Origin of the sequence: Neobacillus drentensis, from assembly GCF_036965245.1 — a bacterium.
Taxonomy (GTDB): Bacteria; Bacillota; Bacilli; order Bacillales; family Cytobacillaceae; genus Neobacillus; species Neobacillus drentensis_G.
This window is the reverse complement of record NZ_JBALPG010000028.1, coordinates 11,553-20,027: the sequence shown is the minus strand read 5'-3', so window position 1 is coordinate 20,027 and position 8,475 is coordinate 11,553. Positions and strand designations below refer to the sequence as shown.

Sequence of the window (8,475 nt, the reverse complement as noted above, 5' to 3'; positions counted from 1 at the left end):
ATGATTTGGTCTTCATCCCGCTTATGAAGGACTAATCTTCCTGGCTTATCCATCGTTATGGCCTTCATCCTGCTTATGAAGGACTAATCTTTCCGTTTTATCAACCGATTTGGCCTTCATCGCACTGCTGATTCAGGTTTCTTATCTCACTGTTATCAAATTGTAATACTCTTATAACATACTTGTCAGAATTATTTGCTACAATATTGATACATTAAATATAGTGAACATTTAGAAAATTATATTAATAAGAAGGTAGTGGTATTAGGTGATTAAAAAAGCACTTATCCTGTTAAACTTGCTTATTATACTTGCGGCGGCAGGAAATGAATTTTCTATACATAAGGTTCAAGCGGAATCATTCAGTAACATAGAAAAAACGAATGAATTACCTCAGGTTGCCCCTTCACCCATTCAAACGAATCGTTTAACAGCTAACAATGAAATTCCAAATATCGAAGGAAACTATTTAAGTGTCAATGACCAATTGAAACGGGTTTCTGAGGCTATTCAAGAGAATAATCAGGCAATCGTAAAGGTTGATATGGAGATTACAGCTGCTAAAGCTGATATTGAAAATCTTGAAAACGAGATTCGTATAATAAAAGAAAATATGGAAAAACGAAATGAAGTATTAAAGGAACGTGCTCTATCCTATCAGCAGAGTGATAAGCATGCCGACTATCTAGAGGTACTGCTTGGTGCTACAAGCATAAGTGATTTAGTTGACCGGGTCAGTGCTTTGGCAGCGATAGCTGAGGCAGACCGAGATCTTTTGGAACAGCAAGAAAACCAGCAAAAAGAATATGAAAGTAAAAAGCTTTTGTTAGAAAATAAACTTGTTGAACTTAACAACATGAAAAATAAGATCGAAACATTGCAAGCTCACCTAAATAAACAACAGGAACAATATGAGACATTACAAAATCAGCTTGAATTGGAAGCTCAGAAAAAGGAAACGGCTCAAACATACATAAATGAGTTAGAAAAGGAGTACACATACACAGTCATCAATGCAGGTAATAAGTACATAGGAAACTCTGTATATGTGTTTGGCGGCGGCAGAAATGCCAATGATATTGCCCGTGGAAGATTTGACTGCTCCGGTTTTGTTCAATGGGCCTTTTCTGAAGCAGGAATCAAAATCAGCAGTACTACCTCTACGATAAAAAATGATGGCAAGCAGGTTTCTCCTCAAGAAATGCAGCCGGGAGACCTTGTTTTCTTCGACACTTACAAGAGAGACGGCCATGTTGGGATCTATCTTGGAGACGGTAAATTCATTGGTTCTCAAAGCTCAACCGGAGTCGCCATAGCAGATATGACGAAGGGATATTGGAAAAATGCTTTTAAAGGTCGTGTAGTTCGAATTTAAAAAGCGCAAATAGCCCTTAACATTACAGTAAGGGCTTTCAAAAGACATATTTTATATTAAATTCTTTTCGATCCTGCCTAAACGAATCTCATGTTTAAGACGTCTTCTTTTAAGTCTATTTAATCTTTCTTTTTCGTAGAGATAATGAACAATAAAGTAAGAAATAGAGCCAAGAACAATCCCAAAAATCGTCATTCCAATTAATGCATGGACACCACCATGGAGTAGACCGACTAAACTATGGAAATCTCCGTGCAATAAATTTTGAAGAGAAAAATGCGTATGGTCACCTATTCTGACTTTCATTGGAAAAATGATTTTCCCCAGCTGTCTAGCAAACGGTAAAAGAAGGACAGGGAGAAACGAGAGTTTTCCAATGATATTTCCAATGATCGAAGCGGGTATTGAGCCTTTAGCCAATCGGACAATTGGTACAAACAATATATAAATAAGGGAAGCAGTTGAAATTACTAACATTTCCAAGCCAAAGCCAATGGCAAATCCCATTGCAACCTTTCTGGCTCCCCCAGGAGAACGCAGGAGTTTCGTGAAATTCAACTTAAAAGCACGTCCAAAGCGTTGAAAAAAATTATACTTTTTTTGTTTTGTGCTCATGATGTAACCCCCTGGTGAAAACGGATAAGTTTTTTTTTAGTATAAATTTTCTAACTTCCAAAAAAATCATTACATGTTGGTCTATGTATTTTCTATTTTACACTTTATTCATTAAAAATGAATTAATATTCTATTAGTTGTAGGTGAATATTATTGGAAAAAACTCTACTTAGGCAGAGTTTCTGTACCTCTTTGGATCTTCCTTTTTTTCGTCATTACGGCCATCTTAGTCTTTATTTATCATATTACATTCATAAACATTGAAATAAGAAAAATTCAAAAACTAGGCTTCCTATCCTTCTTAAAAGTATTTTTAATCAAAATTACATCATTCAGTAAAACAAATGTGGTTTTACTTATGATACATTGATTTTAACCTTTTATTCATAACGCAGATTTATTAAGAATGAGTTGATTAAATGTTGAATGTTAAGGAAGCCACTGAACTACTCAGGGACGAAGGCATAACAAATAATGAGCAGGTCGTTATTCGTTGGATTCTTGAAGGAAAACTGAAAGCGAAACGTACTAAGAATTTGAACATTAACTACATAATTAAACCAACTGATTTAGCAGCATTCATATTGGAAAAGAAAATTGAGAAAAGAAGCAGCCAATTTGGAGTTGATTATCATCAATGGGAAAAAACATTTTATGAGAATCAGCAATTAAAAGAGGAAAACGAAGCATTAAAAAGTAAGGTTCGCATCGAACAAGCCAAAGTTCGCGGCTTAAAAAGAATGTTACAAGCAGAATATGCTCTAACTGATTCCCCTCCCCTTACATACTTTGAATTATTGGGTTTAGAGCTGGATGCTGACAAAGAAATAATAAAGAAAGAGTTTAAAAAATTACTCAAAGCACTCCACCCTGATCGAGGAGGAGATGATAGGCTTTTTAGAGTGTTTTATGAACATTACACCAAAACAAAGTAGAAAGAGACAGGCATTCTGTCTCTTTTGCATGTAATAATCATTCATGAAAAATCAGCGAAAAAGAGATTAAAAACAATCCATAATTCATCAGCAATTCCTAATCCATGAAAGGATACTGTAGGATGCCGATTAGTAACTTTATCAAGAATTTCACGGACAACGTGTTTTCGGGTGCTAAGATATGGAACTGCTCCGCCCAAACCTATCATTTTAGTCTCTTCTGCCACAAGTTGATCTAATTCCTTTAAAGAATCGGTAATCTTCCACACTGGGTAAATATTCGCGTCTGTAAGCTCTTTTAATCTTAAGTAGTTCCTTTTAGTCGCTTTTGGGTCACCTATACGGACTAAAGGAAAAAATCCTAGTATTCTTTTGTTCCTTTTATTATCATTAATAAACTGAGCATACCCCTCTAAAATATGATCCTCCATTGTTTCTTCACCAAATAATTGCTGCTGTTCTACTTTTTACCATTCTTTTTGTTTTCATTAAAGAAAGAATAGGTCCCACTTTCAATGATGCAATATAAATCATAGGTCTCCAATAAACGTAAACACTGTGGAGATTCCAAAATAGACTTATAGTTAAATAAAACGTACTTTCCATTTAACTCTTTCACAAGTTTTAAAATCGCTGGAACTCTCTCAAGTCCGCTAAAGTGACATCTTGTACCGAGTAAAGAAATTCGAAATAGTCCATTCTTTAATTTTTGTAATTTCGATTTATCCTTAAAACACTGAATAATAATCGCGAAAAGGGTGGAGGTAAACCTTGAAAATGGCTCAACATCCTCTCTTATAGCTGTCCTTTTGAAATAGAAAAAACTAATAGCACTCCTTATTGACGTTCTTTTCACCTGAAAAAGGTCTTTGCCCTTCTCAGTCATAACTAAAACATGAGTCTTCCCATAGTCAACAAGTCGATTAATATAACCTTTAGCTGTTAGAAAATACCCTGTTTTAATTATCGCTCTCATGAATTGCCTCTCTATTTTCCTTGACATTAACTTTGTATTCCTTGTACATTAGAGGTTCCTCCCTGATAAAAAAAGAAGAGTCTACTTAGTAGAGCCCTTCCTCTTATCGTTCCTAATTTTTTTAGAATTTCCCACTTAAAAAAGCGTATAATCCCGATAATCGTAAAGGCTAATCCTACAATAGCGCCAATAACCGTACGAATTATCTTAACTACAATGATTAATGATAGAACTCCTATTACCAACAACCAAAATGATGAAATTCAAAAGTGGAGAGGTCCTTTTGATATTAATGATGCTAATTTTCCTTTATTTCTCTTTCTTTACATTAATATACAATTTCCCGTCAGCTGTTTGTCTTGACTCATTGCCATAGGAATCCACAGCCTTCACCTCAATGATGGCACCGGCGACTATCCTATCCTTCGTAGCAGTGTAATATCCGACATAATATCCTGGTGAAACCTCCATCATTGGAACCTCTGTTGCAATCGCTACGAAAGATGCTTTCAAACCAGGCTCACTTGTAAACTCAATCTTTACACTTTCGCCTTTCTTCAATTCCTTATCTTCAGAAGGTTTTACATTTTTAATCAATGGTGCCGTGTATTTCACGTCAACTTTCACCGACTTTTCAGTCGTGTTTCCTGCCCTATCCTTGGCCAAAACCTTGATTTGATTGATTCCTTCATCCAGAATAATTCTGGCGGAATAGGTTCCATTCTCTACCTTCGCTGTTGTTCCATTAACAAGGACGAAATTTAAATAGTTATCTGTGACTGTTCCAGTAACGGTGACGGTTTCTTTATTCAATTTACTTCCATCAGTTGGTGAGCCAATCGTTAACTCCGGCGCATTGGCATCATAGGTTACATTTACAGGTGCGGATGCATCCGTCATCCCTTGTGCTGTAGATGCTTTTGCCGTTAATTGGTTCTCTCCCTTCTTGAGCTTCACGTCAACAGAATATTTGCCATCATCCTTTGTATCAACAGCCGCAACTTCTACGCCTTTATTAAATATATGAACCTTTGTCTTTGGTGCAGCTTCACCTTTCACAGTTACTGTTTCAACGTTGGTGAACGCTCCATCAACAGGAGAGGAAATCAATGGTTCTGTTACTTCATAATCAACCACTGCACGAATCATATAGTTGCCTTCTGTTTTCGGGGAAGGTGTCCATGCCCCGCTTACCAACTGCCAGCTTCGATACGTATTTGGCCCATCATCATCTGTTGCCAAACCAGGAACATATGGAATGTCTGCGGCTTGGATGTAGACGATATAGAAATCGCCTTCAACAATAATTCCATAGTTGCTTAAATCTACTTGCGTCCATTGACCATTACGAAGGGCTGTAGCATCAAAAGGTCCCGCCAGCTTTTTACCTGGTGCTCCGCCCGGGCCAGAAGCATCATATACGGCTACTTTAAATGCTGTACCACCTGGATCAGGCCACTCTCCATCCCCGAATCGGAACAAGCCACTTCTAACAAATGCTTTTTTGTTCCCTTTCTCTAAGGACATTTTTACACCCCAGCCATTTCCGGCATCGTAAAATGCACGTGCATTTTCCGCAGTTCCATCGTCATAGCCAATTTCACCTGGATAACCAATGAACGGTTTAATATCGAAATTTTTCTCGATATTTCCTTTTAGTATAATGCTTGCTTCTTGACTGTAATAATGTGGAGATATGACCTTAAGTGTATAATCACCTTCGTAGGCCGTAATTGAAAAATGTCCGTTTTCATCCGTTTGGACTGGCTGAACATTTGCATCTTCTATAACATATACAGTCGCCCCAGCAACTGGCTGTCCTGATGCCTTATTTTTGATCGTTCCCGAAACAGTTCCCTTCTCTTGTTCCTGAAGTGTAAAGTTCGCTGTTGCTTCTCCGTCCTTTGCTATCGTTACTGATTTAGTTTGCGAGTGATGGCCATAGCTTTCAGCAATGACCGTAAATGTTCCTGCTGCATGTGTCATCTCAAAGCTTCCATTTGTCGGATTAGTGGCAACAGAACGACCGGATTCCACAACCGTTACTTGAGCCTGCATTGGCAATTGCATTGGTGCAAGCTTTTCAGTGCTTGCTTCCTTTTTCACCTTAGGCATCATCATAGTTAACTTATCCGGATTGACCTTTTCTTTTTTAACAGAAGCTGCTGCAGATTCATCATTTTCAGTTGTGACGTCCACCTCTGCTTTTTGTGTTGCAGCAAGTGGTGCATTTGTTAAACGAACATCATCAATATACCAGCCTTGCTTTGTCACACCGCCATCAGTTGTGATGTTGAAAGCTACATAAATTCTTTGACCAGCATATTCACTTAAATTCACTTCACCGTCAATCCAGCCATTTGACAGATTATTGACTCGAAGCTTTTGAACCCAGTTCACAGCATCTGTTGAGACATATACATGCCCATAATCATAGTTTCTTTCTAAATCATACCATTGTTTAAATTGGAGGTAGCTGTTACCTGCAGGTAAATCAATTGGCGGCATTTGTAAGGATGCATTTGAACTGTTCGCATAGTTTCCGCTAAGATTGGTCGCAAAAACTTTTTCACCTGAGAAAGCTGCATTAGGACCGCTCGTTGGTTTACCCCACTGCCATGAATTATTATCACCATAAGAAGTCCATCCATCAGGCTTAGTTTCAAAATCAGCCACATAGCCAACTGTAATACCCGGAAGAACGGTGACTCTATGTTCACTAACAGTTTCATTTCCTCCGAAATCAAGTGCTTTCCACTTATATACGAGAGCATTGCCTGAAATGTCTGCACCAGGAATATTCACACGGTACGTTCCATTTTTGTAATCGCCGCTAATTCGCTGTGCAGCAACAGTCGTCCATGAACCATCTTGCTTTTGATATTGGAGCGATACATTTGTTACACTAATATTATCGGCAGCGGAAGTTTCTAACGTTAACGGCATACCTGCAAAAACCGCGCCAGGTTGGGAATGTGTTAACACCGGTGCTTCACTGTCGGTTCCTTCTTTCGTTACCTGGCCTTTTAGTTTTCCTAAACCAGAAACAACGGAAGATACGGCATCAAATACATTCAATAATCCTGAGCCATAACCGTTATTTGGTGATGTTGGATATTTGTTATCAGTTAATGGAATGGCTGTTGTTTGTAAAATTCTTTCTAGATCATCAACTGTTAAGCTTGAATTTGCTTGCTTAAGTAAGGCAATGGCTGCTGAAACGTGCGGACCAGCCATCGAGGTTCCATTCCATCCGCCTTCATAGCTGCCACCAGGGACAGCAGAACGAATATTGACACCCGGTGCTGAAAGTTCCGGTTTGATTTCCCCATATGGAGAAGGCCCAAGTAAGGAAAAGCCTCCAAGTTTGTTGTTAATATCAGTGGCCCCTGTAGCGACTGCTTCTGGGTAGTTTGCCGGATTTGCAACAGATCCAGGGCCGCCAGGATTACCTAAGTTTGTATTTCCTGCAGAGAATTCCGGGAAGATTTCTGCCGCTCTCCACGCCTGAACCATCGGACGGTACCACTCATCTAGCCCAGGACCACCTCCCCATGAATTATTGATAACATCTGGTGCCTTGTCAGGATTTCCACCTGGGGCCATCATCCATTCACCAGCTTCTAATAAATCTGCATCTGTACCACCATCTGGCGTGAATGCCTTTACCGCAATCCACTTTGCACCTGGTGCGACACCGATGATATTGGAACCATTCGGCTCTGAACCAACCATAGTTCCTGTTGTATGTGTTCCATGCCCGTGATCATCATATGGTGTAGTTTGACCACTAGTTGCGTCAAACCAGCTATACGTATTATCCGCTTGTCCTGTTGCCTTATTAAAACCACGATATTTTTCCTTTAATGCCGGGTGATCCCATTGCACTCCGGTATCAATCGAGCCAATGACAACTCCGCTGCCATCGATCCCCATTTCCCAAACCGCAGGGGCACCTACACGATCAATATTCCATTCGATCGAATTGGTTCCTGCTGCCGGTTCTTGTAAAGATGTACCTGCGGTTTTTTCCGGAACGAACAATTGTCTTGTTTCGTTTGGGAGGATTTTTTCAACCTCTAGAAAAGCTGCAGCTTTTTCCATTACCTCTTGCGTTCCTGTAACAGCAATCGCATTCACGATATAGTAGGAATGAACATCCTTGGCCTTTCCAGCCTTCACTTGCTCTTCAAGAAACGCTAACACGTCAGTCTGTGTTTCCTGTGCCTTTGCTTTTAACTCGGAAACAATTATGTTTCGCTTTAATGATTTTGTTTTTGCAGGTGTCGCCTTCTGCAGCTTGGCTTTATCCTCAGCTGCCTTTGCAACTTTAGCAGCATCCACCTGCTCTTTCATTTTGATGAGAAATGTTACTTTATCTTGGTCTTCAAATTGCTTGTACAACGAATTCGTTACTTTTTGTTTTGGTGTTGGTAGCACATCCTTGGCTGAAGCACTTACTCCTTTTATAGCAGCGTCAGCATTCATTTGCGGTTGCAGGAACAACGGCAATACTAGAATGGCTGTAAGTAGTATCGATAACCATCGGCGTTGTTTTCTTTTCATCCTCTTAC

6 protein-coding genes are annotated in these 8,475 nt (G+C 39.2%); 2 read left to right on the top strand and 4 right to left on the bottom strand.

Features of this window, described 5'->3' with window-relative positions; translation table 11 throughout:
• Positions 1–268 precede the first annotated feature (268 nt).
• Positions 269–1,375: a C40 family peptidase gene (locus V7150_RS08110; protein WP_335515997.1), complete on the top strand. Its 1,107-nt coding sequence runs from the start codon at positions 269–271 to the stop codon at positions 1,373–1,375.
• Positions 1,376–1,426: 51 nt separating this feature from the next.
• Here the strand turns inward: V7150_RS08110 and V7150_RS08105 are convergent, their stop codons facing one another.
• Positions 1,427–1,990 (bottom strand): DUF2062 domain-containing protein, encoded by a 564-nt coding sequence (locus V7150_RS08105; protein WP_335515994.1) that lies wholly within the window; start codon positions 1,988–1,990, stop codon positions 1,427–1,429.
• 419 nt (positions 1,991–2,409) lie between these two features.
• Between V7150_RS08105 and V7150_RS08100 the strand changes: the two genes are divergently transcribed.
• The gene (locus tag V7150_RS08100) at positions 2,410–2,925 is read left to right on the top strand and encodes a DnaJ domain-containing protein (RefSeq protein WP_335515991.1); all 516 of its coding nucleotides are present in this window, start codon (positions 2,410–2,412) and stop codon (positions 2,923–2,925) included.
• A 41-nt stretch (positions 2,926–2,966) separates the two neighbouring features.
• On the opposite strand, the gene V7150_RS08095 is transcribed toward V7150_RS08100, so the two are convergent.
• From V7150_RS08095 to V7150_RS08085, 3 genes are all read right to left on the bottom strand, one after another.
• Positions 2,967–3,356, bottom strand: a complete 390-nt coding sequence (locus V7150_RS08095; RefSeq protein WP_335515988.1) for a hypothetical protein — start codon at positions 3,354–3,356, stop codon at positions 2,967–2,969.
• 29 nt (positions 3,357–3,385) lie between these two features.
• Positions 3,386–3,901: a hypothetical protein gene (locus V7150_RS08090; protein ID WP_335515986.1), complete on the bottom strand. Its 516-nt coding sequence runs from the start codon at positions 3,899–3,901 to the stop codon at positions 3,386–3,388.
• 309 nt (positions 3,902–4,210) lie between these two features.
• Positions 4,211–8,467 (bottom strand): S8 family serine peptidase, encoded by a 4,257-nt coding sequence (locus tag V7150_RS08085; protein WP_335515983.1) that lies wholly within the window; start codon positions 8,465–8,467, stop codon positions 4,211–4,213.
• Positions 8,468–8,475: the final 8 nt, after the last annotated feature.